The following is a 24,253-nucleotide window of genomic DNA, read 5'->3' on the forward strand; positions in this document are numbered from 1 at the left end:
GCCCAGGACGCCGCGCAGTCCCCGGACGCGCAGTCCCCGGACGCGCAGTCCCCGGACGCGCAGGCCGCGGACCCGCGGCTCCCCGCCTCCGAGGACCCGGCGCCCAAGCCCGCCGAGGCCCAGGAGCCGGCTCCAAGGTCGTGCCCACCCCCAAGGACCTGGCCGGCCTCGGCCGGGCGCACGCCGCGGGTCAGCAGCCGGCCGGCGCGGGCGGGCCGGCCCCCGCGGCGGGCGCCACCCTGCGCTGGTCGTCCGACAAGGGCTGGGTCGAGCGCGGCGGCGCCGCCGGCGAGCCGGACGGGACCGCCGCGCTGCCGACCCTCGCCCAGCTCACCAGCGCCGAGCAGCGCTGGGCCGACCGCGAGGAGGACATCACCGCCGTCAGCGGCGACCCCTTCGAGGTCGGTCAGGTCTTCGCCCGCCGCTGGACCGACCGGCTCTCCGACGCCGCGCATCTTCAGCAGCTGTCCACGGAGTACCCGCGCATCCCGCACCGGATCGACGGTGAACTGCTGCGCTACGCCGCCCGCTTCGGACTGCTCGCCCACAAGGACGACCAGATCGACGAGCACGACCGCTATGCGATCCGGGCCGGTTTCTGGCGCGAGGTCGATCTGCGGACGGCCGCCGAGCACGCGCCGGCCGCGGACTGACGGCCCCCGCCGCCCCGGGCCCGGCTCACCCGCCGGAGCCCCGCGGCCCGGAGGCGGCCCGGGGACGCGTACCCTCATAGCTCGTGAGGACGGGCGCAAAACAGGTGGAGCGCGGGGTGCCGGTGTGCGCCGTGCGGGACCTGGTCAAGACGTACCCCGCGATGCGCGGGCGCCGCGGGGCGGCACAGGCGCCCGCCGTACGCGCCAGCGACGGCATCACCCTGGACGTGCACCGCGGCGAGATCTTCGGACTGCTCGGCCCCAACGGCGCCGGGAAGTCCACCCTGGTGCGCCAGCTCACCGGACTGCTGCGCCCCGACTCCGGCGGGATCTCCGTCCTGGGCCACGACCTGGTGCGCCACCCGGAGCGGGCCGCCCGGCTGCTCGGCTACCTGGGGCAGGAATCCACCGCCCTGGACGAGATGACCGTGGCGCTGGCCGTGGAGACCACCGGCCGGCTGCGCGGCCTCGGAGCCCGCGAGGCGCGCGCCGAGCGGGACGCGGTGATCGACGAGCTGGGCCTCGCGGACCTTACCGGGCGGGCCCTGAAGAAGCTCTCCGGCGGACAGCGCCGGCTGGCCTGCTTCGCCACCGCGCTGATCGGCGAGCGGCCGCTGCTGGTGCTGGACGAGCCGACCACCGGGATGGACCCGGTCGCGCGGCGCGCCGTATGGGCCGCGGTGGACCGGCGGCGGGCCGAGCGCGGCGTCACGGTGGTGCTGGTGACGCACAACGTCCTGGAGGCCGAGAGCGTGCTCGACCGGGTCGCGGTGATCGACCGCGGCCGGGTCATCGCCTGTGACACGCCCGGCGGACTGAAAGAAATGGTGAGCGACGAGGTGCGGCTGGAGCTGGTGTGGCGGGACCGCCCGCCGCTGGACGTGCCCGAGGTCGCCGCCCTGGAAGCCGCCGCGCACGCCTCCGGCCGCCGCTGGACCCTCCGCCTCCCCGCCGACCGGGCCCGCTCCGCCGTCGCCGCCGTCACCGCGGGCCCCGCCTTCGCCGCCCTCGACGACTTCACCCTTGCCACGCCGAGCCTGGAAGATGTCTACCTGGCCCTCGGCGGCCGTGCCGAGGGGCTGGTCAAGGCGTGAACGGGGACCGGTCCGGCGGACGTATGCAAGAGCAGGGGGACAGCGAGGAAGTGGTGACAGCGTGAGTGTGGTTCCCGTGCAGGCGGTGGCCGGGACGGCCCCGGCCACCGGGGTACGCGACGAGGAGGCCGCCCCGCTGGCGCCGCCCGCCCGTCTGGTGCCCGCGCTGGTCGCCGTCTACCGGGCCCAGCTCTCCCGGGCCCGGGTCGCACGGATCCCGCTGCTGTTCGTCGCCACCTTCCAGTCCATCGGGATCATGGTCCTGCTGCGCGGGGTGGTCGACGGCGGCGAACCGGCGCGGTCGGTGGTGTCCGGCTCCAGCGTGCTGGTCGTCGCCTTCGTGGCGCTCAACCTCCTCGCCCAGTACTTCGGCCAGCTGCGGGCCGGCGGCGGGCTCGACCACTACGCCACGCTGCCGGTGCCGCCGGCCGCCGTGGTGCTCGGCGCCGCCGCCGCGTACGCCTCGTTCACCGTGCCGGGGACGGTGGTCACCGCGGTCACCGGCTGTGTGCTCTTCCAGCTGCCGATGTCCCATCTATGGGTGCTGGCCGCGGTGCTCCCGCTCGCCGGGGCGGCGCTGGCCGGTCTCGGCGCGGCCCTCGGACTGCTCGCCCCGCGTCAGGAACTCGCGACGCTCTGCGGCCAGTTGGGGATGTCGGCGGCGCTGCTGCTGGGCGTCCTGCCGGCCGAGCGGATGCCCGCGGTGATCGGCTGGGCCCGTGATCTGCTGCCCTCGACCTATGGCGTGGAGGCGCTGGCGCGCAGCTTCGACCCGCACCCGGACTGGGTCGCGGTCGGCGCCGACCTGGGCGTCTGCGCGGCCGTCGGCGTGCTGTCACTGGCCGTCGCCACCTGGGCCTACCGGCGGGCGGCGACCCGATGAGCGGTGCCACCCCGCCGAACGGGCGTCCTGCTGCCGGTCCCACCAGCCCCACCTGGCACGATGACGGGGTGACCGCACCGCTGACGCCCCGCGACAACCAACCGCCCGAAGAGCCCCGGCACCCCGAGGCCGCGCCCGCCGCCGAGCACGGTGGCCCCGTCGGCCCGGAGCTGGCCCGCGAGCTGCGCGAGGGTGCGCTGATCGCGCTCCTGGTCGCGGTGACCGGTGTGCTGCTCGGCCTGCTGTGGAACTGGCTCGCGCCGCATGTCCCGCTGGTCGCGGACACCCGCAACGTCTACCTCAAGAACACCGAGGGCGAGGAGTCGATCGGCGCGGACGGCACCTTCCTCCTGCTGGCCTTCGCCTTCGGTGTGCTCACCACCGCGGTGGTCTTCCTCTTCCGCCGGCGCGGCGGGATCCCGCTGGTCGTGGCGCTGGTCGTGGGCGGGCTGCTCGGCGCGACGCTGGGCTGGATGACGGGGATGTGGCTGGGCCCGACCCCGGACGTGGTGGCCCACGCCAAGCAGGTCGGCCCCGGTGTGGTCTTCGACGGCCCGCTGCGGTTGCAGGCCAAGGGCGCCCTGCTGGCCTGGCCGATGGGGGCGATGCTCACCCAGGTGCTGCTGTCCGCGCTGTTCGGACCGCCCGACCCGGTGCCCGAGGTGCCGTACTGGCTCCAGGGGCAGCACGGGCAGCACGGGGAGCAGGGCCCGGAGGGGCAGCAGGCACCGCAGGCCCATCAGGCACCGCCGGCACCGCAGGCTCCGGAGGCACCGCAGCAAGAGGTCCCGGACCGGCTCCGGGAGCATCACGACCAGAAGCCGCCCGCCGAGGGCTGAGCAGCACACAACGCACGGGGCGGCCGGTCCACCGGCCGCCCCGCGGCGCGTTCAGACTCGGGCGATCGGCGCGAGGTGCGCCCCCGTGAGCGCCACCAGATCCCCGGGCGCCAGCTCGACCTCCAGCCCGCGCCGCCCGGCCGAGACACAGACCGTCGGCCGGCCCTCGGCCGAGGCGTCCACGACCGTGCGCAGCCGCTTGCGCTGCCCCAGCGGCGAGATGCCGCCGCGGACGTAGCCGGTGCTGCGCTCGGCCGCCGCCGGGTCGGCCATCGTGGCCCGTTTGCCGCCCACCGCGGCCGCCAGCGCCTTGAGGTCCAGCGACCCCGACACCGGGACCACGGCGACCGTCAGGGTGCCGTCGACCTCCGCCAGCAGGGTCTTGAACACCTGGTCCGGCGCGACCCCGAGCGCCTCGGCGGCCTCCTCGCCGTACGACGGGGCGGCCGGGTCGTGCTCGTAGGAGTGCGTGGTGAACGGGACGCCGGCCGCGGTGAGGGCGACGGTCGCCGGGGTGCCGACGGACTTCTTGGACTTCTTCGCCAACGTCTTCGTGCCTCGCGTCTGGGGCCCGGCAGCTGGGCCCGCCCGGTCAGTTGGGGCTGGTCGGCTGCCGGGTCAGGTCCACCGCCGGCAGCGACGGGAGCTTACCGAGCACCGCCGACTCCTGGCGAAGCAGTTTCAGCTCCTGCGCCAGCCGGGCCGCGGTGTCCGGCGCCTCCAGCAGCCGCTGCTTGGCGGGCACGTCCAGCACGGCCGCCGCGGCGACGAGGTACGACAGGACGGACGGGTCGGCCGGCAGGTCCTGCCCGCTCGACAGGGTCCGCTCGTTCGCCCAGGCCAGCCGCTTCTGATAGGTCCGGAACGCCCGTACGACACCGGAGGCCAGCGCGCCGGCGCCCTCGCCCTCGTCGTCCTCCAGAACCTCCAGCTCCCCGGTCAGATACGGCCCCGAGGCATCCACCGACCGCAGCCGGAAGCGGGTGGTGCCGGTGGCGAGGACCTCGTAGCCGGTGTCGTCGTCGGACGACTTCTCCCGGATGGTGGCCGCGTCGGCGATACAGCCCACGGTGTGGAACGCCTGCACCGGGTCGTCGCCGAAGCCCGCCGCGGGACCGTCCGAGGCGGGCACGGTGTTGTCCGGCATGCCCTGGGCGGTGGCGGCGACCTCCCTGCCGTCCCGGATCGCGATCACCGCGAAGCGGCGGTCGTCCTCGGGTACGGCGCTCAGATCGCGCATCATGGCCCGGTACCGCGCCTCGAAGACGTTCAGCGGGAGCACGAGTCCCGGGAACAACACCGAGTTCAGCGGGAAGAGCGGTAGGCGTACGGAGGTCACAGGCCGTAAGCCTAGACGCTGCGCTTGGCTGTGTTCCCACGTGGTCGGGAATCCCGTCGTGGGGGTTTCTCGCCGTTGCGCCTGCGGCGGGCCGGGTCCGCTGCGCGGGGCTGTCGGGGTGCGGGGAGTGGGAAGGAGGCCGGTGGGGGTGCAGGTGGTGGTTCGGTGTGCCTCGGTGGTCGCGGTGGACTGGCTATTGGCGCCGGAGCAGTCGGGACGCACCGGCCGCGACCGTGGTGGCCAGGATCCAGCCTGCCAGGATCAGGACTGCGGCTGCCCACTGTGCGCCGCCGCCTGGTTTCCAGGCGGCGCTCTGGTTGAGGTCTATTACCGGTAGCAGCAGGTCGAGGGAGTAGAGGTAGGGGTTCCAGGGGGGCGCCTCGCCTGTTTTGAGGGGTGGCGGTGGGGAGGTCGAGAAGTAGATCGTGCCGATCGCCCACAGGATGGCCATCCACACCGCGGCCCGCCCCGGCCGGTAGCCGTAGGCCACCGTCCAGTCCTGGAGGAAGCCCCACGCCTTCGCCGCCAGTGGCAGCGTCTCGCGGCGGCGCCGCTGCTTGGCCAGCAGGACCTCGCGGGCGTCGGCGTCCTCGCCGGTGGTGCGCAGCGAGGCGGCGAGCATCTCGTACGGCTCGGGCGCGTACTCGGGGGTCGCCGCGGCCACCCACTGGAGCCGCAGCGAGAGCGGGAAGTGGCCGCGCGGGATCAGCGTCTCGTAGGCGAAGCCGGCCATCCACAGGCCGCCCAGCCCCGGCCAGCTCGCCGACTTGTCGACGAGATTGACCACCCGGGCGCCGGAGAGGATCACCCGGCCGCGCTGCGGCCGCTCGCCGAGGAACCGCAGCTCGGGCGTCTGGATGCGGCGCAGCGAGAGCTCCTGGTCGGACTCCATGATGAACCGGGCGTGCTCGAAGTCGACCGCGTCGCCGAACCGCCCGTCGTCCAGCCGCATCCCGCCCTCGCACTCGAAGCGCTGCACACGGGTGCCGCGTGAGGGGGTGTAGGCGGTGCCGTACGGGGGAGTGGTGCCGCTGGAGAACGGGGAGTTGGGCAGCCCGGCGGCGGTCAGATAGAGGGTGCGCTCGACGGTCAGCTGCGGGGCGTTCAGGGCGCGGCGGCCGAAGGGGTTGCTCAGCCGGCTGCCGCGCAGGCTCAGCGACACGCCGATGGTGGCGCCGCGCAGCGACAGCTCCCCGTAGGACTCCAGCATCTCGGCCTGGAGGTCCTGGGTGACGGTCATCCCGTCCGCCATGATCGACCGGCCCTGCCGGTCCTTGTGCACCACGGTCTGATTGAGCATCAGATCCGTGCCTATGTGGGCGTCGGTGAGCCGGATGCCGGAATGCACCACGCAGCGCGGCAGATGGAGATCGCCCTCGGTGTGCAGCCGGGCCGCCTCCACCCGGGGTATCGCGCAGTTCACCAGCCGCAGGGTGGTGAAACGGCTCTCCGGGAGCACCACCTCGGCCTCGAAGCGGCAGTCCCGCAGCTCCACGAATGGCTTGATCGTGCCGCCCGCGACGTCGAGAGTGTCCGTGATGTACGCGCCGGTGAGCTTGAGCGCGGAGACCCGGCCGGGCTGCGCGGGCGGCCCGTCGAGCAGCAGCAGCGCCACGACCCGGGCCCGGACCCGGCGCTCCGGGCCCCACAGATGCTGTCCGTGCGGATCGTCCCTGGCCGGATCGCCGATGTGCAGATCGCAGGTGCTGCCGTTGCGGAACGCCTGCCACATGCTCCATTCCGCGGAGGTCAGCTGTAGCTCGGCCGGCGCGTCGCCGTCCGCGGGTTCGGTCACTGTGGGTCCCCCTTGCTCTCCCGTGGTGTGTCGCCACCTGTTCGGACGCAATTCGTGCACTGGTCGTGTTGCGTCCCGCAGGTCTCCCCGTACGCCGTCGTGTGGCCCTTGCCCGCCCCGTGACTGCTTGAACACGCGCGGTCAGGGTCAACTCCGGTCAACTTCGAACGGCCGGGTCACGGTGCGTCCGAGGTGCGCTCCGCTGTGTATCACTGAGTGATACGGCCGCTCGGGCGCCGGAGCGGGTCTGAGACACTGGGGGAGTGATCTCCCGAATCGATCTGCGCGGTGACGCCCTTCCCGAGGGCGGCGCCCTGCGCGACCTGCTGCCCCGTGCCGAGTTCGACGTGGAAGCCGCCCTGGAGAAGGTGCGGCCCATCTGCGAGGACGTACGCCATCGGGGCACCGCGGCGCTGATCGATTACGCGCGGCGGTTCGACGGTGTGGAGATCGAGCGGGTCCGGGTGCCCGCCGAGGCCCTGCGGGCCGCGCTCGACGGGCTCGACCCGGCCGTGCGGGCCGCCCTGGAGGAGTCCATCCGGCGCGCCCGGATCGTCCACCGCGAACAGCGCCGCACCGACGTCACCACCAAGGTCGTCCCCGGCGGCACGGTCACCGAACGCTGGGTGCCGGTCGAGCGGGTGGGCCTCTATGTCCCCGGCGGCCGCTCGGTCTACCCCTCGTCCGTCGTCATGAACGTCGTCCCCGCGCAGGAGGCCGGCGTCGCCTCGCTGGCGGTCACCTCCCCGCCGCAGGCGGACTTCGGCGGCCTGCCGCACCCCACCATCCTGGCGACCTGTGCCCTGCTCGGCGTGGACGAGGTGTACGCCGCCGGCGGCGCCCAGGCCATCGCGATGTTCGCCTACGGCACCGACGAGTGTCTGCCCGCCAACCTCGTCACCGGCCCCGGCAACATCTACGTCGCCGCCGCCAAGCGCCTGCTCAAGGGGCGGATCGGCATCGACTCGGAGGCCGGGCCCACCGAGATCGCGATCCTCGCCGACGACACCGCCGACCCGGTGCACCTCGCCGCCGACCTCATCAGCCAGGCCGAGCACGACCCGATGGCCGCCGCCGTCCTGGTCACCGACTCCGTCGAGCTGGCCGACAAGACCGAGAAGGAGCTGGCGCCCCAGATCGCGGCGACCAAGCACGTCGAGGACCGGATCAACCCGGCGCTCGCCGGCCGGCAGTCGGCGATCGTGCTGGTCGACGGCCTCGACGAGGGCCTGCGCGTGGTGGACGCCTACGGCGCCGAGCACCTGGAGATCCAGACCGCCGACGCCTCCGCCGTCGCCGCCCGGGTGCGCAACGCCGGCGCGGTCTTCGTGGGCCCCTACGCCCCGGTCTCGCTGGGCGACTACTGCGCCGGCTCCAACCACGTCCTGCCCACCGGCGGCTGCGCCTGCCACTCCTCCGGGCTCTCCGTGCAGTCCTTCCTGCGCGGCATCCACGTCGTGGACTACACCCGCGATGCGCTGGCCGAGGTCGCCCACCACGTGGTGACCCTCGCCGAGGCCGAGGACCTCCCGGCGCACGGCGCGGCGATCAAGGCACGGTTCGACTGGAAGGTCCCGCAGGGCAAGTGACCAGGATCGACGACCTCCCCATCCGGGACGAGCTGCGCGGCAAGTCGCCCTACGGCGCGCCGCAGCTGGACGTCCCGGTGCGGCTGAACACCAACGAGAACCCCTACCCGCTGCCCGAGCCGCTGGTCCGGCGGATCGCCGAGCGGGTGACCGAGGCCGCCCGGCAGCTCAACCGCTACCCCGACCGGGACGCGGTCGAGCTGCGCACCGAGCTGGCCCGCTACCTCACCCACACCGCCGGCCACGAGGTCACCAAGGACCACGTATGGGCCGCCAATGGGTCCAACGAGGTCATCCAGCAGCTGCTCCAGACCTTCGCCGGCCCCGGCCGCACCGCCCTCGGCTTCGAGCCGTCGTACTCGATGCACGGGCTGATCTCCCGCGGCACGGGCACCGGCTGGATCTCCGGCCCGCGCAACGACGACTTCACCATCGACGTCGAGGCGGCCACGGCGGTCATCGCCGAGCGGCGGCCCGACGTGGTCTTCATCTGCTCGCCGAACAACCCCACCGGCACCGCCGTCGAGGCCGCCACCGTGCTCGCGCTCTACGAGGCGGCGCAGGCGGCCCGCGCCGACGGAGCCGGGGCCCTGGTGGTGGTCGACGAGGCATACGGCGAGTTCAGCCACCGGCCCTCGCTGCTGCCGTTGCTCGACGGCCGGCCGAATCTGGTGGTCTCCCGGACGATGTCCAAGGCATTCGGCGCCGCCGGCCTGCGGCTGGGCTATCTGGCCGCCGACCCCGCCGTGGTCGACGCCGTCCAGCTGGTCCGGCTCCCGTACCACCTCTCGTCCGTCACCCAGGCCACCGCGCTGGCCGCGCTGGAGCACACCGAGACGCTCCTGAAGTACGTCGAGCAGCTCAAGACCGAGCGGGACCGCCTGGTCACCGAGCTGCGGGCGGCCGGCTGCCAGGTCGTCGACTCCGACGCCAACTTCGTGCAGTTCGGCCTCTTCGAGGATTCCCACGCCACCTGGCAGGCGATCCTCGACCACGGCGTGCTGGTCCGTGACAACGGCGTACCGGGCTGGCTGCGGGTCACCGCCGGCACCCCGGCCGAGAACGACGCGTTCCTCGACGCGGTTCGCGCAGTACTGAAGGAGAGCAAGCGATGACCCGCGTAGGACGCGTGGAGCGCACGACGAAGGAAACCTCCGTGCTCGTCGAGATCGATCTCGACGGCAAGGGGGACGTGGACGTCTCGACCGGCGTCGGCTTCTACGACCACATGCTCGACCAGCTCGGCCGGCACGGTCTGTTCGACCTCAAGGTCAAGACCGACGGCGATCTGCACATCGACACCCACCACACCATCGAGGACACCGCCCTCGCCCTGGGTGCCGCCTTCAAGCAGGCGCTCGGCGACAAGTCCGGCATCTACCGCTTCGGCAACTGCACCGTCCCGCTGGACGAGTCGCTCGCCCAGGTGACCGTCGACCTCTCCGGCCGCCCGTACCTGGTGCACACCGAGCCGGAGAACATGGCGCCGATGATCGGCACCTACGACACGACGATGACCCGGCACATCTTCGAGTCCTTCGTCGCCCAGGCCCAGATAGCGCTGCACATCCACGTGCCGTACGGCCGCAACGCCCACCACATCGTGGAGTGCCAGTTCAAGGCACTGGCCCGGGCCCTGCGCTACGCCAGCGAGCGCGACCCGCGGGCGGCCGGCATCATCCCCTCCACGAAGGGTGCGCTGTAGTCCCGATGAACGGACTGTCCACCGTCTTCATCCTGGTCGGCCTCTTCCTCCTCGGCGGGGTCTACTCCTTCTGGAAGCAGCAGATGCCCAAGGGCCTCCTCGTGCTGCTGTCCCTCGGCTCGGCGCTGTGCCTGCTCGCCGGCGTACTGCGGCTGGAGGTATGGAATTGACCTCGGCACCCCGTAAGAACGTCGTCGTCTTCGACTACGGCTTCGGCAACGTCCGCTCCGCCGAGCGCGCGCTGGCACACGTCGGCGCCGACGTGGAGATCACCCGGGACTTCGACCGGGCGATGAACGCCGAGGGGCTGCTGGTCCCCGGCGTCGGCGCGTTCGCCGCCTGTATGGCCGGGCTGAAGGAGGCCCGCGGCGACTGGCTGGTGGGCCGCCGGCTGGCCGGCGGCCGCCCCGTCATGGGCATCTGCGTCGGCATGCAGATCCTCTTCGGCCGTGGCATCGAGCACGGTGTGGAGACCGAGGGCCTGGACGAGTGGCCCGGCACGGTCGGCCCGCTCAAGGCCGACATCGTCCCGCACATGGGCTGGAACACCGTCGAGGCCGCCGAGGGCTCGCAGCTCTTCGCCGGTCTGCCCGCCGACGCCCGCTACTACTTCGTGCACTCCTACGCGGTGCACGACTGGGAGCTGGAGGTCGGCAACCCGCACCTCGCCGCGCCCAAGGTCACCTGGGCCACGCACGGCGCGCCCTTCGTGGCCGCGGTCGAGAACGGCCCGCTGTGGGCCACCCAGTTCCACCCCGAGAAGTCCGGCGACGCCGGCGCCCAGCTCCTGACCAACTGGATCAACACCCTGTGAGCCCCCTGATGCCGAAGCTCGAACTCCTCCCCGCCGTCGATGTCCGTGACGGCCAGGCCGTCCGCCTCGTCCACGGCGAGTCCGGCTCCGAGACCTCCTACGGCGACCCGCTGGAGGCGGCCCTCGCCTGGCAGCGGTCCGGCGCCGAATGGCTGCACCTCGTCGACCTCGACGCGGCCTTCGGCACCGGCGACAACCGGGCGCAGATCGCCGAGGTCGCCCGCTCCATGGACATCAAGGTCGAGCTGTCCGGCGGCATCCGCGACGACGACACGCTCGCCGCGGCCCTCGCCACCGGCTGCCGCCGGGTCAACCTCGGCACCGCCGCGCTGGAGACCCCCGAGTGGGTCGCCAAGGTCATCGCCGAGCACGGTGACAAGATCGCGGTCGGTCTGGACGTGCGCGGCACGACGCTGCGCGGCCGCGGCTGGACCCGCGACGGCGGCGACCTCTACGAGACGCTGGCCCGCCTCGACGCCGAGGGCTGCGCCCGCTACGTCGTCACCGACATCAACAAGGACGGCACCCTCCAGGGCCCGAACCTCGAACTGCTGCGGAACGTCTGCGCGGCCACCGACCGTCCCGTGGTCGCCTCCGGCGGCGTGTCCTCGCTCGACGACCTGCGGGCGCTGGCCACGCTGGTGCCGGAAGGTGTCGAGGGCGCGATCGTCGGCAAGGCGCTCTATGCGAAGGCGTTCACCCTCGAAGAGGCGCTGGCGGCAGTGTCGTAACAGCGGACGAAAGGCGGCGTGATGACCATCGAGCGCGTACGGACCGGCGGTCCCTGGGAAGAGAAGATCGGCTTCGCTCGCGCCGTGGCGGCCGGCGACCGGGTCCTGGTCGCCGGCACGATGCCGCTGATCGACGGTGTCCTCCAGGGGGAGGGCGACCCCTATGTGCAGACCAAGGTCGCCCTCGCCAACGCCCTGGAGGCCCTCACCCCCTTCGGCATCGGCGCCGAAGCGGTCCTCCGCACCCGTCTGTACCTCACCCATCTACGCGACGTGGACGCGGCCGGCCGGGCCCACCGGGAGCTGTTCGCCGCGGCGCCGCCGGCCTCGACCCTGGTCGTGGTCTCCGGCTTCGTCGACTCCCGCGTCCTGGTCGAGGTGGAACTGGAAGCTTTCCGAGAAATGTCAGAGAGGTCCGAACCGACATGACCCTGGCGGTCCGAGTCATCCCTTGCCTGGACGTCGACAACGGCCGGGTGGTCAAGGGCGTCAACTTCCAGAACCTGCGGGACGCGGGCGACCCCGTCGAGATGGCGAAGATCTACGGGGACGAGGGCGCCGACGAGCTGACCTTCCTCGACATCACCGCCTCCTCCGGCAACCGCGAGACCACCTATGACGTGGTCCGCCGCACCGCCGAGCAGGTCTTCATCCCGCTGACCGTCGGCGGGGGCGTCCGCACCCCCGAGGACGTCGACAAGCTGCTGCGGGCCGGCGCCGACAAGGTCGGGGTCAACACCGCCGCCATCGCCCGCCCCGACGTGATCCGCGAGATCGCCGAGCGCTTCGGCAGCCAGGTCCTGGTCCTCTCGGTCGACGCCCGCCGCACCGACGCCGGCACCCCGTCCGGCTACGAGGTCACCACCCACGGCGGCCGCCGCGGCACCGGTATCGACGCCGTCGAATGGGCCCACCGCGCCGCCGAGCTGGGCGCCGGCGAGATCCTCCTGAACTCCATGGACGCCGACGGCACCAAGGACGGCTACGACGTCGAGATGATCGAGGCGGTCCGCAAGCACGTCACCATCCCGGTGATCGCGTCCGGCGGCGCCGGGAAGCTCGACGACTTCGCCCCGGCCGTCGCCGCCGGCGCCGACGCGGTGCTGGCCGCCTCCGTCTTCCACTTCGGTGATCTGCGCATCTCCCAGGTCAAGGACGCCCTGCGGGGGGCGGGTCACCCCGTGCGCTGACCGCGGCGGACGCCTAGGCTCGGGCCATGAGCCGTGTCAACGATGTGGGTGGCCAGGGCGGGTTCGGGGCCCTGGAGATCGAGGCGGACGAGCCGCCGTTCCATGCCGACTGGGAGGCGCGGGTCTTCGCGCTGAACTCCGTGCTGGTGCGGAACGGGGTCTACCGGCTCGACCAGTTCCGGGACGCCGTCGAGCGGATGGCCCCGCAGGAGTATCTGGCGGCGTCGTACTACGAGCGCTGGCTGCACGCGATCGAGACGCTGCTCGCCGAACGGGGGCTGCTCGGCGATGGCTGACTTCCGGGCGGGGGAGCGGGTACGGGTGCGCGCCGTCGACCCGGAAGGGCACACCCGGGTGCCGCGGTATGTGCGCGGCCAGGTGGGGCGGATCGTCGAGTGCCAGGGGCGGTGGGCGCTGGCCGACGAGAGCGCGGCGGGCGTCGCCGAGCCGCGCGTCGAGCCCGTCTACACGGTGGCCTTCGCCGCGGGCGATCTGTGGGGCGAGGGCGGTCACGAGGTCACCGTCGACCTCTGGGAGTCGTACATCGAGCGGGCACGGGAGGACGGCGCATGAGCGGCGAGCACACGAGTACACCGGTGGCGGCGCGGGTCAGGCGGCTGGAGGAGCGGCTGACCGGGGCCGGGGTGGTCACCGAGGCGCAGCTGGACGCGGCGCTCGCCGCGATGCTGGAGGGGGCCTCGCCGGTCAACGGGGCGCGGATCGTGGCGCGCGCCTGGACCGACCCGGGGTTCCGGGAGCGGCTGCTGGCCGACGCGAACGCGGCGCTGCCCGAAGTGGGGCTCTCCATGGCGGGCGGCATTCAGGAGCAGCGGCTCAAGGTCGTCGAGAACACCGCCACCACGCACCACGTCCTGGTGTGCACCCTGTGCTCCTGCTATCCGATCGGGCTGTTGGGACCCTCGCCGTCCTGGTACAAGAGCGAGGCGTACCGCTCGCGGGTGGTGCGCGAACCCCGCGCCGTCCTGGCCGAGTTCGGGCTGGAGCTGCCCGACGACACCACGATCACGGTGTGGGACTCCAGCGCGGAGAGCCGTTACCTGGTCCTGCCGCGGCGGCCCGAGGGCACCGAGGGGCGGAGCGAGGCGGAGCTGGCCGCGCTCGTCACCCGGGAGGGGCTCATCGGGACCGCCGCGGTCTGACTCAGCGGCCCTTCCGCGCCGCCCGCAGGAACTCGCGGTTCATCGCCGTGATGCTGAACAGCGGGATGCCCTTGGGGCAGGCGGTGGCGCACTCGCCGGTGAGGGTGCAGCCGCCAAAGCCCTCCTGGTCCATCTGCGCCACCATGTCCAGCACCCGGGTCCCGCGCTCGGGCGCGCCCTGTGGCAGCACATTGAGATGGTTCACCTTGGCGGAGGTGAAGAGCATCGCGGCACCGTTCGGGCAGGCCGCCACGCAGGCCCCGCAGCCGATGCACTCGGCGTGCTCGAACGCGGAGTCGGCGTCCGGCTTCGGCACGGGGGTGGCATGGGCCTCGGGCGCGGACCCGGTCGGCGCGGTGATGTAGCCGCCGGCCTGGATGATCCGGTCGAAGGCGGAGCGGTCGACGACCAGGTCCTTGACGACCGGGAACGCCGCGGCGCGCCAGGGCTCGATGTCGATGGTGTCGCCGTCCTTGAAGGACCGCATGTGGAGTTGGCAGGTGGTGGTCCGTTCCGGGCCGTGCGCGTCGCCGTTGATGACGAGGCTGCACGCGCCGCAGATGCCCTCGCGGCAGTCGTGGTCGAAGGCGACCGGGTCACCGCCGTTGAGGATCAGCTCCTCGTTGAGGGTGTCGAGCATCTCCAGGAACGACATGTCCGGTGAGATGCCGTCGATCTCATAGGTGGACAGGGCGCCGTCGGCGTCGGCGTTCTTCTGCCGCCAGACGCGCAGGGTGAGCCTCATGCGTAGCTCCGCTGGGTGGGGTGGACGTACTCGAAGACCAGGTCTTCCTTGTGGAGGACGGGGGCGGCGCCGGTGTCGGTGAACTCCCAGGCAGCCGCGTAGGAGAACTCGTCGTCCCTGCGGGCCGCCTCGCCGTCCGGCGTCTGCGACTCCTCGCGGAAGTGGCCGCCGCAGGACTCGCTGCGGTGCAGCGCGTCGAGGCACATGAGCTCGGCGAGCTCCAGGTAGTCGACGAGGCGATTCGCCTTCTCCAGCGACTGGTTGAACTCCGCGCCGGTGCCCGGGACCTTGATGCGGCGCCAGAACTCCTCGCGGATCTGCGGGATGCGCTCCAGCGCCTTGCACAGACCGGAGTCCGTGCGGGCCATCCCGCAGAACTCCCACATCAGCTCGCCGAGTTCGCGGTGGAAGGAGTCCGGGGTACGGTCGCCGTCCACGGCCAGCATCAGATGGAGCCGGTCCTGGGTCTCGGCCAGCACCTCCTGGACGACCGGGTGGTCGTCGGTGACCTTCTCGTGGTGCGGGTTGCGGGCGAGGTAGTCGTTGATGGTCGCCGGAAGGACGAAGTAGCCGTCGGCCAGCCCCTGCATCAGTGCGGACGCGCCGAGCCGGTTCGCCCCGTGGTCGGAGAAGTTGGCCTCACCGATCGCGAAGAGGCCCGGGACGGTGGTCTGGAGGTCGTAGTCGACCCACAGGCCGCCCATCGTGTAGTGCACCGCGGGGTAGATCCGCATCGGCACCTCGTACGGATCCTCGTCGGTGATCCGCTGGTACATGTCGAAGAGGTTGCCGTACTTGGCCTCGACGGCCTTTCGGCCCATGCGTGTGACGGCGTCCGCGAAGTCGAGGTAGACGCCCTGTCCGCCGGGGCCGACGCCGCGGCCCTCGTCGCAGACGTTCTTCGCGGCGCGGGAGGCGATGTCGCGGGGCACCAGGTTGCCGAAGGACGGGTAGAGGCGCTCCAGGTAGTAGTCCCGCTCGTCCTCGGGGATCGTGTGCGCGGGCCGGTCGTCGCCCGGGGCCTTCGGCACCCAGATCCGGCCGTCGTTGCGCAGCGACTCGCTCATCAGCGTCAGCTTCGACTGGTGGTCGCCGGTGCGCGGGATGCAGGTCGGGTGGATCTGGGTGAAGCAGGGGTTGGCGAAGTAGGCGCCGCGCCGGTGGGCCCGCCAGACGGCGGTGGCGTTGGAGTTCATGGCGTTCGTCGACAGGTGGAAGACATTGCCGTAGCCACCGCTGGCGAGTACGACGGCGTCCGCGAAGTGTGTGTCGATCCTGCCGGTGATCAGGTCCCGGGCCACGATGCCGCGCGCCCGCCCGTCCACGACGATCAGGTCGAGCATCTCGGTACGCGGGTGCATCTCGATGGTGCCCGCGGCGATCTGCCGGCTGAGGGCCTGATAGGCGCCGAGCAGCAGCTGCTGTCCCGTCTGGCCACGGGCGTAGAACGTCCGCGACACCTGCACGCCGCCGAAGGAGCGGGTGTCGAGCAGACCGCCGTACTCCCGCGCGAACGGCACGCCCTGTGCCACGCACTGGTCGATGATCTCGACCGAGATCTGCGCGAGCCGGTGGACGTTCGACTCACGGGCCCGGAAGTCGCCGCCCTTGACGGTGTCGTAGAACAGCCGGTGGACCGAGTCGCCGTCGTTGCGGTAGTTCTTCGCCGCGTTGATGCCGCCCTGCGCGGCGATCGAGTGGGCGCGGCGCGGGGAGTCCTGGTAGCAGAACTGGACGACGTGGTAGCCCTGTTCGGCGAGCGTGGCACCGGCCGAGCCGCCCGCGAGACCGGTGCCGACCACGATGACGGTGTGCTTGCGGCGGTTGGCGGGGTTGACGAGCTTCGCCTCGAAGCGCCGCGTGTCCCAGCGCCCGGCGACCGGCCCGGCCGGCGCCTTGGTGTCGCGGACCGGCTCCCCGGTCGCGTAGTCCACAAAAGAGGTCATGTCAGCTCACCACTCCGGTCATGACGGCGACGGGTACGGAGATGAAGCCCACGGTCAGCACCAGCGCGAGGACCTGGGCGAGGGTCTTCAGCAGGCGTTCGCGGGCCCGGCTGCCGACGCCGAGCGTCTGGGCGGCGCTCCAGAAGCCGTGCCGGATGTGCAGCCCGAGGGCGAGCATCGCGACGAGGTAGACGGCATTGCCGTACCAGGTGGAGAAGGTGTCCACGACGTTCTCGTACGGATGGCCCGCCTGGAAGCCGCCCGGGTGCGCGGTGCCGGTCGTCAGGTCGAGGAGATGCCAGACGAGGAACAGACCGAGGATGATCCCGCCCCACCGCATGGTGCGGGTGGCGTAGCTGCGCCGGAGGAGGAGGTGCGGCGCGAAGCGCCTCGGCCAGGGGCGGTGGCCGGGCGACAGAAGGAGGTGCGGCGCGAAGCGCCTCGGCCGGGGGCGGTGGTCGGGCGACGGGTGGGCGTACTTGTCCGGGCGCGCCCTGAGGTCGCGGCGGCTGAGCTGGTAGGCGGACGTGGCATGGGCGACGACGGCGGCCACCAGGACCACGCGGACCAGCCACAGCGTCCACTCGTCGTGCATGAACGGTTCCCCGACGACGCGCAGCCAGTGGGCGTAGCCGTTGAACTCCTCAGCGCCGAAGAAGATCTTCAGGTTCCCGATCATGTGGACGACCAGGTAGAGCAGCATGACCAGGCCGCTCACGGCCATCACCGTCTTCTTGCCGACGGTCGAGCCCCACAGCAGGGCCGCGAAGGACGGCCCTCGGTCCGTCCGTGTGTCCAGTGCCATGGGTCCCGACGGTAAGGACCGGGTGGCCCATCAGTCCAAGACATGGTGCGGCTCATCTCCATAGGTGCTGTCTATGGGTGCCGTACCGTCGTCGTATGCAGTTGCAGCAGCTCCGCTACTTCGCCGCGGTGGCCGACACCCGGCACTTCACCCGCGCCGCCGAGCGCGAACACGTCGCCCAGCCCTCCCTGTCCCAGCAAATCCGCGCCCTGGAACGGGAGCTGGGAGCGGAGCTCTTCCACCGCGCCCGCGGCCACATCACCCTCACCGACGCCGGCGAGACGCTGCTGCCGTTCGCCCGGCGCATCCTCGCCGACGCCGAGACCGCCCGCCGCGAGGTCCAGGAGGTCGCCCAGCTGCGCCGCGGCCGGCTCCGCCTCGGCGCCCCGCCCAGCCTCTGCGCCAGCCTCGTCCCCGACGTCCTGCGCGCCTTCCACGCCGGCTACCCCGGCGTGGACCTGATCGTCACCGAGGACGGCTCGCAGGACCTGGTCCGGGCGCTGGCCGACGGCGCCCTGGACCTGGCCCTGATCATCACCCCGCTCCCGGTGCAGGCCCCCGCCCTGGCCACCTCCGAGCTGCTGCGCGAGGAACTCGTCGTGGTCTCCGCGCCCGACCGCCCCGCCCCCGTCGGCCGGCGCACCCGCATCCGGGTGGAGGATCTGCGCGGCCGGCCGCTGGCCATGTTCCGCCGCGGCTACGACCTGCGCGAATTCACCACCGCGGCCTGCCGGGCGGCCGGCTTCGAACCGGCCTTCACCGTCGAGGGCGGCGAGATGGACGCGGTCCTCGGCTTCGTCCGGGCCGGGCTGGGCCTCGCCGTGGTGCCCAGCATGGTCGCCGAGCGCTCCGGCCTGCGGGTCACCCCCTTCTCGACGCCCGGAATGCACCGCGTGGTGTCCGTCGCCCACCGGGGCGATGTCTCCCCGCCGCGCGCCGCCCGGGAGCTGACGCGCATCCTGATGGCGCATGTGGACCCGGGCGCGCCCTGAGCGGGGGCGGGCCCGGCGGCCGGGGCGCGCGGGCGGCCATCGGCGCGGGCCCCGGGCGCGGCCCCGTGGCAGGGGTGCGGGGCCGGTCGTAGGCTGGCCGCATGTCGACCCATGCGAAGCGTGAACGGCTCCTTCTCGCCGACTTGTTGGAGAGCGCCGGCCCCGAGGCGCCGACGCTGTGTGAGAACTGGCGGGCGCGGGATCTGGCCGCGCACGTGGTGGTGCGCGAGCGGCGCGCCGACGCGGCCGGCGGGCTCCTCGTCAAACCGCTGGCCGCCCGGCTGGAACGGGTTCAGGCGGAGTTCGCCGGCAAGCCGTACGAGGAGCTCATCCACCTGATCAGGACCGGCCCGCCGCGGATGTCGCCGTTCGCCCTGAAGCAGATCGACGAGGCGTCCAACACCGTCGAGTTCTACGTCCACGCCGAGGACGTCCGCCGTGCCCAGCCGGACTGGTCGGCGCGCGAGCTGGACCCCGTCTTCGCGGACGCCCTGTGGTCCAGGATCGAGCGGATGGCCCGGGTGCTCGGCCGGAAATCGCCGGTGGGCCTGGTGCTGCGGCGGCCGGACGGACGGACCGCGGTGGCCCATCGCGGCACCCCGGTGGTCACCGTCGTCGGCGAACCGGGCGAGCTGGCGATGTTCGCCTTCGGCCGGCAGGAGGCCGCCGATGTGCAGCTGGACGGGGACAAGGAAGCGGTCGACCTGGTGACGGCTGCGAAGCTGGGCATGTGAGCCCGTCCCCTGCCCCGTAGCCACGCGCTACGAACGCAGCACCACCACCGCGACCACCACGGCCACCACCACCGCCGCCGCGAAGACCGCACCCAGGACCCGTGCCGCGACCCGCGCGGCGCGGTCCGGGTCCGGCGGCGGTGGCGGCGCGGACGGCGCTTGAGGATGCATAGGTGCAGGATGCCGCACGGCACAATGGAGACCATGAGCAGCCGCGCCGCCACCCCGGACACCACCCCCGCCCTCGACCCCGCCATCGCCGCCCGCCTCAAGCGCGGCGCCGACGGTCTGGTCCCGGCCATCGCCCAGCAGTACGACACCGGCGAGGTGCTGATGCTCGGCTGGATGGACGACGAGGCGCTGCGCCGCACCCTCACCACCGGCCGCTGCACGTACTGGTCCCGCAGCCGCCAGGAGTACTGGGTCAAGGGCGACACCTCCGGCCACGTCCAGCACGTGAAGTCGGTGGCGCTGGACTGCGACGCCGACACCGTCCTGGTCCGGGTCGACCAGGTCGGTGCCGCCTGCCACACCGGCGACCGCACCTGCTTCGACGCGGACGTTCTGACCACCCGCGACGCCCGGGACCAGTAGGCTCCGCGCCATGACCACGGGAACCACCGGCACCGCCCTTCCGGACCTCGACACCTTCCGCACCCTCGCCAAGGACCGGCGGGTCATCCCCGTCACCCGGCGGCTGCTCGCGGACGGCGACACACCGGTCGGGCTCTACCGCAAACTCGCCGCCGAGCGCCCCGGCACCTTCCTCCTGGAATCCGCCGAGAACGGCCGTACGTGGTCGCGCTACTCCTTCATCGGCGTCCGCAGCGCCGCCACCCTCACCACCCGCGACGGGCAGGCGCACTGGCTCGGCACCCCGCCCGTCGGCGTGCCCGCCGACGGAGACCCGCTGGCCGTCCTGCGCGCCACCGTCGAGACCCTGCACACCCCGCGGGACCTCATCGAGGGCGAGGGGCTGCCGCCGTTCACCGGCGGCATGGTCGGCTACCTCGGCTACGACATCGTGCGCCGCCTGGAGAAGATCGGCGAGCAGACCACCGACGACCTCCGGCTGCCCGAACTCACCATGCTGCTCACCTCGGACCTCGCCGTCCTCGACCACTGGAGCGGCACCGTCCTGCTGATCGCCAACGCGATCAACCACAACGACCTCGACACCGGCATCGACGAGGCGTACGCGGACGCGGTGGCCCGCCTGGACACCATGGCCGACGACCTCGCCCGGCCCGCGCCCGCCAGTGCCGCCGCACTGCCGCCGTCCGAGGTCCCGCCGTACACCGCCAAGTGGGGCGGCGCGGCCTACCAGGACGCGGTCGAGGACATCAAGGAGCGCATCCGGGCCGGCGAGGCATTCCAGGTCGTGCCCTCCCAGCGGTTCGAAACCCCGTGCACGGCGAGCGCGTTGGACGTCTACCGGGTGCTGCGGGCCACCAACCCCAGCCCGTACATGTACCTCTTCCGCTTCGAGGGCCCCGACGGCGGCGAGGACGGCGCCTTCGACGTGGTCGGCTCCAGCCCCGAGGCACTGGTGAAGGTCGAGGACGGCCGGGCCATGGTCCACCCCATCGCCGGAACCCGCCCGCGCGGCGCGTCCGTCCAGGAGGACCAGGCCCTGGCGGACGAGCTGATGGCCGACCCCAAGGAGCGCGCCGAGCATCTGATGCTGGTCGACCTGGGCCGCAACGACCTGGGCCGGGTCTGCGAACCGGGCAGTGTCGAGGTCGTCGACTTCATGTCCGTCGAGCGCTACAGCCATGTGATGCACATCGTCTCGACGGTCACCGGGCAGGTCGCCGCCGGCCGCAGCGCCTTCGACGTGCTCACCGCCTGCTTCCCCGCGGGCACCCTCTCCGGCGCCCCCAAGCCGCGCGCCCTCCAGATCATCGAGGAGCTGGAGCCGTCCCGGCGCGGTCTGTACGGCGGCTGTGTCGGCTATCTCGACTTCGCCGGCGACTCCGACACCGCCATCGCGATCCGCACCGCCCTGCTGCGCGACGGCACCGCCTACGTCCAGGCGGGCGCCGGGGTGGTCGCCGACTCCGACCCGGTGGCCGAGGACACCGAGTGCCGCAACAAGGCGGCCGCGGTGCTGCGCGCCGTGCACACCGCCAATCACCTGGGCAAGTAACGGGCCGGGCACCCGCACCACCCCCGCGCACCGGCCCCCGGCGGCCGGTGCGCGATAGTGGTACGCGTGAGTGCCGCATCCCAGATCCCCACCGACACCGCGCCGCAGGGCGATTCCGGGCCCCCGCCGGCCAGGCCCGCGCGCCGCGCCCACCGCAGCCTCGCCCTGGCGCTGCTGGCCGGCGCGGCGGGCGCCGCCCTGGCGCTGCTGGCCTCCGGCCGCACCTGGGCCGAGGGCTCCGCGGTGCTGGCCCAGGGCACGCTGCCGCGCACGGTGACCGGCGCCGATGTGACCGGCGTGCCCGGCGCGCTGGCCGTCGTCGGCCTGGCCGCGCTGGTCGCCGTCTTCGCGGTCCGCCGGGCCGGCCGGATCGCGGTCGCCACCCTGCTCACGCTGAGCGGGGTGGGCATCGCCGTCGCCGCCGTGCTGGGCAACTCCGACACCTCGGCGCTGCGCGAGAAGGCCGCCACCGCGGTCGGGCTGACCGGAACCGATGTGCATCACGTCACCCACACCGGATGGCCGTGGGTGGCCGCGGCCGGCGGTCTGCTGCTGCTGAGCGCCGGACTGCTGGCGCTGGTGTACGGACGCCACTGGCCTGCGATGTCGGGCAAATACGAGCGGACGCCCGGCGGCGGCCGCGGACCGCGGCGGGCACCGGCCCCGCCGGATCTGGACCGCCCCGAGGAGATCTGGAAGTCCCTGGACCGCGGCGAGGACCCCACCCGGTAAAGGGGCTCCCTCCGGCATCGGTGACAATGGGCCGAGCGGATCATCGCGCCCCGACCCCGGCGCGACAGAGCATCGAGGAGCATTCATGTCGAGCAGTGGCCACGGACACACCCCCGCCGCCTGGACCGGCGTCATCATCTCGTTCATCGGCTTCTGTGTGGCCGGAGCCTTCATCGTGCTGGCGAACGTGCCCGGCTTCTGGGCCGGCATCGTGCTGATCGGTCTCGGTGCCGTCGTGGGCGGTCTGATGCGGATGGCCGGCCTGGGCTCGGAGCCCAAGCGCGCCGCCAAGCCGCGCCCCCAGGCGCAGGCGCAGCCGCAGGAGGGCTGAGCCCCCGCTCCCGTGGCGCCGGGGTCCGGCGCCACTCCCGCAGCACCCCCGAAGGCGCCGCTTCCCGGCCCGTACGCACCGTGGTGCCGTACCCGCCGTCCGTGACCGTTCCGTACGGCGGCCGAGAAGCTGCGCCTTCGTCTGTCCGGCCGGACAATCGGCACGTGAGCCAACCCGCGGCCCGGCCCGACGCCTCCCCGCGCGGCGGTCTGCCGCGCCGCCTCGTGGCGCCCCTCGGCGCCCTGGCCGCCGCCACCGCCGCCTTCGCCGTCCTCGGCGCCGTCGATCCGAACGAGCCCGGCCACTACCCCGTGTGCCCGCTGCTGCGCCTCACCGGCGTCTACTGCCCGGCCTGCGGCGGGCTGCGCAGCGCCCATGCCGTCGCGCACGGCGACCTCCTCACGGCGCTGGGCGCCAACGCGCTCGCGGTGGCCGGGTACGCCGCCTGTGCGGTCTTCTGGGCGCTCTGGCTGGGCAATGCGGTCCGCGGGCGCCGCACGGCGGGACCGCGGCCGCGAGCCGTCCACTGGTGGGCGCTGGGCGGGCTGCTGCTGGTCTTCACGGTCGTCCGCAACCTGCCCTTCGGCAGCGGGCTCGCACCGTGACCCGGCGGCCGTGCGGACCCGGTGCCACTGGCCCCGCGGCGCCCGCTGAAGTCCAGGTCGTGGGATCACGGTCCACCGGATGTGAGACCTGCATCCCTTGGCGGATACCATCGGAGTGCCGGATGGGACCGTTCGTCCGGGGGACCGTCCACCACCGCTCCAGAAGGAGGCCGCTCGCGTGAGTGTGCTCGACGAGATCATCGACGGCGTGCGCGCCGACCTCGCAGAGCGGCAGGCGCGGGTGGGCCTCGACGAACTCAAGGAGCGGGCCCAGAAGGCGCGCCCCGCGAAGGACGGCGTCGCCGCGCTCAAGGGCGAGAGCGTCACGGTGATCTGCGAGGTCAAGCGCTCCAGCCCCTCCAAGGGCGCGCTCGCCGCGATCGCCGACCCGGCCGGTCTGGCCGCCGACTACGAGGCGGGCGGCGCGGCCGTCATCTCCGTCCTCACCGAGCAGCGCAAGTTCGGTGGTTCGCTGGCCGACCTGGAAGCCGTCCGTGCCAAGGTCGACATCCCCGTCCTGCGCAAGGACTTCATCGTCACCGCCTACCAGCTGTGGGAGGCCCGTGCCTACGGCGCCGACCTCGCGCTGCTGATCGTCTCCGCGCTGGAGCAGGAGGCGCTGGTCTCGCTGATCGAGCGCGCCGAGTCGATCGGTCTGACGCCGCTGGTCGAGGTGCACGACGAGGAAGAGGTCGCCCGCGCGGTGGACGCCGGCGCCAGGATCATCGGCGTCAACGCCCGCAATCTGAAGACCCTGGAGGTCGACCGCGGCAACTTCGCCCGGGTCGCCCCCGAGATCCCCGACCACATCGTCAAGATCGCCGAGTCCGGCGTCCGCGGACCGCACGACCTGATCGCCTACGCCAACGACGGCGCGGACGCGGTGCTGGTCGGCGAGTCGCTGGTCACCGGCAAGGACCCCAAGACCGCGGTCGCCGACCTGGTCGCCGCGGGCTCCCACCCGGCGATCCGGCACGGCCGGTCCTGAGCGTCCGGGACAGCACACCGACATGACCGCCACCGCCGCAGACCTCCGCTGCCGGGCCCGGGTACCGCACCCGGGTCCGGCCGGGCTGCGCGCGGGGGCGGCCGTCCGCGTTCCCTGCCCGGTGGTGCCGGTCCACGGCTTCCCGCCCGCCCCTCACCGGCGCCCCGACCCGAAGCGCTGCGCGCTGCCGCCGTGGCACCGGGGCTGCCGGGCGCCCGCCCGGCGGGTCCACGGGCGCCGGGTCAGGTATCACATCGGTTCCGAGCCGGGACAGATCAACGGCATGCGATGGCGACCGGGGCCCGCGCGCTGACGCGCCGGCCCCGCCCGGGCGCCGGGACAGTGGGGGTGGCAGCGGTCTTCTGACCGCCTGCTCGCCCCCCCACCCCCGAACCCACCCCCCGCCCCCTCCACCTAAGGGGGAGAGGGGGAGG

General features: G+C 72.9%; 30 protein-coding genes and 1 pseudogene. 24 read left to right on the forward strand and 7 right to left on the reverse strand.

Annotated features, from left to right (window positions below; translation table 11 throughout):
- The 4 genes and pseudogenes from ACFWJW_RS35330 to ACFWJW_RS35345 all read left to right on the forward strand — a co-directional run.
- Positions 1 to 653 (forward strand): annotated as a pseudogene (locus ACFWJW_RS35330) (NYN domain-containing protein); the annotation flags it as partial.
- Positions 654 to 814: 161 nt separating this feature from the next.
- Complete coding sequence (locus ACFWJW_RS35335; protein ID WP_248001593.1) at positions 815 to 1,747, forward strand: ABC transporter ATP-binding protein; 933 nt, start codon at positions 815 to 817, stop codon at positions 1,745 to 1,747.
- A 67-nt stretch (positions 1,748 to 1,814) separates the two neighbouring features.
- A complete protein-coding gene (locus ACFWJW_RS35340; protein WP_387248979.1) occupies positions 1,815 to 2,630 on the forward strand; it encodes an ABC transporter permease in 816 nt (271 codons plus the stop codon).
- A 68-nt stretch (positions 2,631 to 2,698) separates the two neighbouring features.
- A complete protein-coding gene (locus ACFWJW_RS35345; RefSeq protein ID WP_387248931.1) occupies positions 2,699 to 3,469 on the forward strand; it encodes an ABC transporter permease in 771 nt (256 codons plus the stop codon).
- Positions 3,470 to 3,520: 51 nt separating this feature from the next.
- Here ACFWJW_RS35345 and ybaK read toward each other — a convergent pair whose 3' ends face one another.
- The 3 genes from ybaK to ACFWJW_RS35360 all read right to left on the reverse strand — a co-directional run bounded on the left by ybaK (position 3,521) and on the right by ACFWJW_RS35360 (position 6,603).
- Positions 3,521 to 4,015, reverse strand: coding sequence for a Cys-tRNA(Pro) deacylase (gene ybaK / locus ACFWJW_RS35350; RefSeq protein ID WP_387248933.1), 495 nt, complete (start codon positions 4,013 to 4,015; stop codon positions 3,521 to 3,523).
- Positions 4,016 to 4,061: 46 nt separating this feature from the next.
- Positions 4,062 to 4,808: an LON peptidase substrate-binding domain-containing protein gene (locus tag ACFWJW_RS35355; RefSeq protein WP_387248935.1), complete on the reverse strand. Its 747-nt coding sequence runs from the start codon at positions 4,806 to 4,808 to the stop codon at positions 4,062 to 4,064.
- A 193-nt stretch (positions 4,809 to 5,001) separates the two neighbouring features.
- A complete protein-coding gene (locus tag ACFWJW_RS35360; RefSeq protein WP_387248937.1) occupies positions 5,002 to 6,603 on the reverse strand; it encodes an oxidoreductase in 1,602 nt (533 codons plus the stop codon).
- A 263-nt stretch (positions 6,604 to 6,866) separates the two neighbouring features.
- On the opposite strand from ACFWJW_RS35360, the gene hisD reads away from it, so the two are divergent.
- Genes hisD through nthA form a run of 11 tightly spaced genes read left to right on the forward strand, consistent with a single transcriptional unit; the run spans position 6,867 to position 13,792 of the window.
- The gene (gene hisD, locus ACFWJW_RS35365; protein ID WP_387248939.1) at positions 6,867 to 8,192 is read left to right on the forward strand and encodes a histidinol dehydrogenase; all 1,326 of its coding nucleotides are present in this window, start codon (positions 6,867 to 6,869) and stop codon (positions 8,190 to 8,192) included.
- Positions 8,189 to 9,307, forward strand: coding sequence for a histidinol-phosphate transaminase (locus tag ACFWJW_RS35370; protein ID WP_387248941.1), 1,119 nt, complete (start codon positions 8,189 to 8,191; stop codon positions 9,305 to 9,307). Before hisD ends, ACFWJW_RS35370 begins: the two co-directional genes overlap by 4 nt.
- Positions 9,304 to 9,897 carry an imidazoleglycerol-phosphate dehydratase HisB gene (gene hisB, locus ACFWJW_RS35375; RefSeq protein ID WP_387248943.1) on the forward strand — a complete coding sequence of 198 codons (594 nt, stop codon included), beginning with the start codon at positions 9,304 to 9,306 and terminating at the stop codon, positions 9,895 to 9,897. Before ACFWJW_RS35370 ends, hisB begins: the two co-directional genes overlap by 4 nt.
- A 5-nt stretch (positions 9,898 to 9,902) precedes the next feature.
- On the forward strand, positions 9,903 to 10,067 hold the full coding sequence (locus ACFWJW_RS35380) for a hypothetical protein (protein WP_387248945.1): 165 nt from the start codon (positions 9,903 to 9,905) through the stop codon (positions 10,065 to 10,067).
- Positions 10,058 to 10,711: an imidazole glycerol phosphate synthase subunit HisH gene (hisH, locus tag ACFWJW_RS35385; RefSeq protein ID WP_387248947.1), complete on the forward strand. Its 654-nt coding sequence runs from the start codon at positions 10,058 to 10,060 to the stop codon at positions 10,709 to 10,711. Before ACFWJW_RS35380 ends, hisH begins: the two co-directional genes overlap by 10 nt.
- 8 nt (positions 10,712 to 10,719) lie before the next feature.
- Positions 10,720 to 11,442, forward strand: a complete 723-nt coding sequence (gene priA, locus ACFWJW_RS35390) for a bifunctional 1-(5-phosphoribosyl)-5-((5-phosphoribosylamino)methylideneamino)imidazole-4-carboxamide isomerase/phosphoribosylanthranilate isomerase PriA (protein ID WP_026169748.1) — start codon at positions 10,720 to 10,722, stop codon at positions 11,440 to 11,442.
- Positions 11,443 to 11,463: 21 nt separating this feature from the next.
- Positions 11,464 to 11,871 carry a Rid family hydrolase gene (locus ACFWJW_RS35395; RefSeq protein ID WP_387248949.1) on the forward strand — a complete coding sequence of 136 codons (408 nt, stop codon included), beginning with the start codon at positions 11,464 to 11,466 and terminating at the stop codon, positions 11,869 to 11,871.
- Positions 11,868 to 12,632, forward strand: a complete 765-nt coding sequence (hisF, locus tag ACFWJW_RS35400) for an imidazole glycerol phosphate synthase subunit HisF (protein WP_042162104.1) — start codon at positions 11,868 to 11,870, stop codon at positions 12,630 to 12,632. Before ACFWJW_RS35395 ends, hisF begins: the two co-directional genes overlap by 4 nt.
- A 26-nt stretch (positions 12,633 to 12,658) precedes the next feature.
- Positions 12,659 to 12,928: a hypothetical protein gene (locus ACFWJW_RS35405; RefSeq protein WP_387248951.1), complete on the forward strand. Its 270-nt coding sequence runs from the start codon at positions 12,659 to 12,661 to the stop codon at positions 12,926 to 12,928.
- Positions 12,921 to 13,205 (forward strand): SH3-like domain-containing protein, encoded by a 285-nt coding sequence (locus ACFWJW_RS35410; protein WP_387248953.1) that lies wholly within the window; start codon positions 12,921 to 12,923, stop codon positions 13,203 to 13,205. The genes ACFWJW_RS35405 and ACFWJW_RS35410 overlap by 8 nt, the downstream gene beginning before the upstream one ends.
- The gene (gene nthA / locus ACFWJW_RS35415) at positions 13,202 to 13,792 is read left to right on the forward strand and encodes a nitrile hydratase subunit alpha (RefSeq protein WP_387248955.1); all 591 of its coding nucleotides are present in this window, start codon (positions 13,202 to 13,204) and stop codon (positions 13,790 to 13,792) included. Before ACFWJW_RS35410 ends, nthA begins: the two co-directional genes overlap by 4 nt.
- Before the next feature lies 1 nt (position 13,793).
- On the opposite strand, the gene ACFWJW_RS35420 is transcribed toward nthA, so the two are convergent.
- From ACFWJW_RS35420 to ACFWJW_RS35430, 3 genes are read right to left on the reverse strand one after another with little or no spacing between them, the layout of a single operon-like run.
- Entirely contained in the window at positions 13,794 to 14,537 is a 744-nt protein-coding gene (locus ACFWJW_RS35420; RefSeq protein WP_387248957.1) for a succinate dehydrogenase/fumarate reductase iron-sulfur subunit, read from the reverse strand.
- On the reverse strand, positions 14,534 to 16,483 hold the full coding sequence (locus tag ACFWJW_RS35425) for a fumarate reductase/succinate dehydrogenase flavoprotein subunit (protein ID WP_387248959.1): 1,950 nt from the start codon (positions 16,481 to 16,483) through the stop codon (positions 14,534 to 14,536). The genes ACFWJW_RS35420 and ACFWJW_RS35425 overlap by 4 nt, the downstream gene beginning before the upstream one ends.
- Before the next feature lies 1 nt (position 16,484).
- Positions 16,485 to 17,288 carry a succinate dehydrogenase gene (locus ACFWJW_RS35430; protein ID WP_387248961.1) on the reverse strand — a complete coding sequence of 268 codons (804 nt, stop codon included), beginning with the start codon at positions 17,286 to 17,288 and terminating at the stop codon, positions 16,485 to 16,487.
- A gap of 95 nt (positions 17,289 to 17,383) precedes the next feature.
- Here ACFWJW_RS35430 and ACFWJW_RS35435 point away from each other — a divergent pair, with 95 nt between their 5' ends.
- Positions 17,384 to 18,280 (forward strand): LysR family transcriptional regulator, encoded by an 897-nt coding sequence (locus ACFWJW_RS35435; RefSeq protein ID WP_387248963.1) that lies wholly within the window; start codon positions 17,384 to 17,386, stop codon positions 18,278 to 18,280.
- A gap of 101 nt (positions 18,281 to 18,381) precedes the next feature.
- Positions 18,382 to 19,014, forward strand: coding sequence for a TIGR03085 family metal-binding protein (locus ACFWJW_RS35440; RefSeq protein WP_387248965.1), 633 nt, complete (start codon positions 18,382 to 18,384; stop codon positions 19,012 to 19,014).
- Positions 19,015 to 19,041: 27 nt separating this feature from the next.
- Here ACFWJW_RS35440 and ACFWJW_RS35445 read toward each other — a convergent pair whose 3' ends face one another.
- On the reverse strand, positions 19,042 to 19,185 hold the full coding sequence (locus ACFWJW_RS35445) for a hypothetical protein (protein WP_158894839.1): 144 nt from the start codon (positions 19,183 to 19,185) through the stop codon (positions 19,042 to 19,044).
- A 33-nt stretch (positions 19,186 to 19,218) separates the two neighbouring features.
- On the opposite strand from ACFWJW_RS35445, the gene hisI reads away from it, so the two are divergent.
- From hisI to trpM, 7 genes are all read left to right on the forward strand, one after another.
- A complete protein-coding gene (gene hisI / locus ACFWJW_RS35450) occupies positions 19,219 to 19,608 on the forward strand; it encodes a phosphoribosyl-AMP cyclohydrolase (protein ID WP_387248967.1) in 390 nt (129 codons plus the stop codon).
- Between the two features lie 10 nt (positions 19,609 to 19,618).
- Positions 19,619 to 21,163, forward strand: coding sequence for an anthranilate synthase component I (locus ACFWJW_RS35455; RefSeq protein ID WP_387248969.1), 1,545 nt, complete (start codon positions 19,619 to 19,621; stop codon positions 21,161 to 21,163).
- Between the two features lie 66 nt (positions 21,164 to 21,229).
- The gene (locus ACFWJW_RS35460) at positions 21,230 to 21,895 is read left to right on the forward strand and encodes a TIGR02234 family membrane protein (RefSeq protein WP_387248971.1); all 666 of its coding nucleotides are present in this window, start codon (positions 21,230 to 21,232) and stop codon (positions 21,893 to 21,895) included.
- Between the two features lie 85 nt (positions 21,896 to 21,980).
- Positions 21,981 to 22,226, forward strand: coding sequence for an HGxxPAAW family protein (locus ACFWJW_RS35465; protein ID WP_387248973.1), 246 nt, complete (start codon positions 21,981 to 21,983; stop codon positions 22,224 to 22,226).
- A 164-nt stretch (positions 22,227 to 22,390) separates the two neighbouring features.
- Complete coding sequence (locus ACFWJW_RS35470; RefSeq protein ID WP_387248975.1) at positions 22,391 to 22,831, forward strand: DUF2752 domain-containing protein; 441 nt, start codon at positions 22,391 to 22,393, stop codon at positions 22,829 to 22,831.
- A 178-nt stretch (positions 22,832 to 23,009) separates the two neighbouring features.
- Complete coding sequence (trpC, locus tag ACFWJW_RS35475; RefSeq protein WP_387248977.1) at positions 23,010 to 23,819, forward strand: indole-3-glycerol phosphate synthase TrpC; 810 nt, start codon at positions 23,010 to 23,012, stop codon at positions 23,817 to 23,819.
- Between the two features lie 184 nt (positions 23,820 to 24,003).
- On the forward strand, positions 24,004 to 24,132 hold the full coding sequence (gene trpM, locus ACFWJW_RS35480; protein ID WP_387248982.1) for a tryptophan biosynthesis modulator TrpM: 129 nt from the start codon (positions 24,004 to 24,006) through the stop codon (positions 24,130 to 24,132).
- Positions 24,133 to 24,253: the final 121 nt, after the last annotated feature.

Source organism: Streptomyces sp. NPDC127097 (genome assembly GCF_042724075.1).
Classification (GTDB): Bacteria; Actinomycetota; Actinomycetes; order Streptomycetales; family Streptomycetaceae; genus Streptomyces.